Source organism: Streptomyces sp. B15 (genome assembly GCF_018070605.1).
Taxonomy (GTDB): Bacteria; Actinomycetota; Actinomycetes; order Streptomycetales; family Streptomycetaceae; genus Streptomyces; species Streptomyces smyrnaeus.
Genome location: NZ_JAGPXJ010000195.1, coordinates 1 through 2,115 on the forward strand (window position 1 = coordinate 1; position 2,115 = coordinate 2,115).

1 pseudogene is annotated in these 2,115 nt (G+C 73.0%); it reads right to left on the reverse strand.

Going from position 1 to position 2,115, the window contains the following annotated elements:
* A pseudogene (locus KBY19_RS35765) lies at window positions 1-2,054 on the reverse strand (type I polyketide synthase); the annotation flags it as partial.
* Between the last annotated feature and the right edge of the window lie 61 nt (window positions 2,055-2,115).

Genomic DNA, 2,115 nt, shown 5'->3' on the forward strand with positions numbered 1-2,115 from the left:
CCACGCGCTGCGACGAGCGTGCAGGCGTCGGACAGCGACAGGACGCCCGCGATGTGGGCGGCGACGATCTCCCCGACGGAGTGGCCGATCAGCCGGCCCGGCACGACCCCGAAGGATGCGACGAGGCGGTGGAGAGCGACCTCCAGTGCGAACAGCGCGGCTTGTGTCACGCCTGTCCGATCCAGCTCGCCTCGTCCGTCGTCGGTGAGGACCAGTTCGCGCAGTGAGCGGCCGAGCAGCGGGTCCAGCACTGCGCATGTCTCGTCGAAGGCCTGCCTGAACACGTCGTAGGTCTCGTACAGCTGCCGTCCCATGCCGGGGCGCTGGCTGCCCTGGCCGGTGAACAGGAACGCGGTCTCCCCGGAGGCGGCAGGGCCCGGGGCGACGGTGATCCCGGGGTGGTCCCGGCCCGCGGCGAGCGCGTCGAGCGCTTCCGTGAGCCGGTGCCGGCTGTCGCCGAGCAGCACGGCACGGTGCTCGAAGACCGCGCGGGTTCTCGCCAGCGACCAGGCGACATCGGCCGACGCCTGCGACGGGTGCGTGGCCAGGTGTGCCGCGAGCGCCTCGGCCTGTGCCCGGAGCGCGGCGCCGCTGCGGCCGGACAGCACCCAGGGGACCGGCGCGGCGAACTCGTCCTCCTCCGAGTCGCGTTCACCCTGCTGCGCGGAGTGTTCGGGCTCGGGTGACTGCTCCAGGATGAGGTGCGCGTTGGTCCCGGAGATGCCGAACGAGGAGACGCCGGCCCGGCGCACCCGTTCCCCCCGCGGCCAGGGCACGGCCTGCCCCAGCAGCCGTACGGCACCCGAGTCCCAGTCGACGTGCGGTGTGGGTTCGTCGGCGTTGCGGGTCGGCGGCAGCATCCCGTGCCGCAGGGCCATGACGGTCTTGATGACTCCTGCGACGCCCGCGGCGCCCTGGGTGTGCCCGATGTTGGACTTGACGGAACCCAGCCACAGCGGCCGGTCGGCGGGCCGGTCCTGGCCGTACGTCGCCAGCAGCGACGCGGCCTCGATGGGGTCACCGAGGCGGGTACCCGTGCCGTGCGCCTCGACGGCGTCGATCTCCGCCGGTGTCAGACGGGCGCTCTCCAGCGCCTGTCGGATGACCCGCTGCTGGGAGGGGCCGTTGGGCGCGGTGAGGCCGTTGCTGGCGCCGTCCTGGTTGACGGCGGAGCCGCGCACGACCGCGAGGACGCGGTGACCGTTGCGGCGCGCGTCCGACAGGCGCTCCAGCAGGACCAGGCCGACGCCTTCGGAGAAGGCGGTGCCGTCGGCGTCGGCGCCGAACGGCTTGCACCGCCCGTCGGCTGCCAGGCCGCGCTGTCGGGAGAACTCGGTGAACACATTGGGCAGCGGCATCACCGTCACGCCGCCTGCCAGCGCGAGCGTGCACTCGCCCTGGCGCAGGGCGTGGCAGGCCAGGTGGATGGCGACCAGCGAGGAGGAGCAGGCGGTGTCGACGGTGACGGCGGGCCCTTCCAGGCCGAGGGTGTAGGCGATCCGTCCGGACAGCACGCTGGGCGCGTTCCCGGTGACCAGGTAGCCCTCGGCGGCGCTGTCCATGTGCGGGGTGCCGAAGCCGGGCAGCGCCGCACCCGTGTAGACCCCCGTGCGGGTGCCCTTCACCGATACGGGGTCGATCCCGGCGCGCTCCAGCGCCTCCCAGGCGACCTCCAGCAGCAGGCGTTGCTGCGGATCGAGGGCGAGGGCCTCGCGGTGGCTGATGCCGAAGAACTCCGGGTCGAACCCGGCCGCGTCGTAGAGGAAGCCGCCCCGGCGTGCATAGCTGGTGCCGGGGTGGTCCGGGTCCGGGTGGAAGAGCCGGTCCAGGTCCCAGCCGCGGTCCTCGGGAAAGGCGCCCATGGCGTCCCGCCCCGAGGCGACCAGGTCCCACAGCTCCTCCGGCGTGCGCACCGCGCCCGGGTAGCGGCAGGCCATGTCCACCACGGCCACCGGCTCCTGGTGCCGCTCCTCCGCCTGCCGCAGACGCCTGCGGGTGTCGTGGAGCTCGGCGGCGACACGCCGGAGGTAGTCGACCAGCTTCTCCTCATTCACGGTTGGTGGTCACCGCCTTTCACACGCCCAGTTCGTTGTCGATGAAGTCGAGGATCTGGCC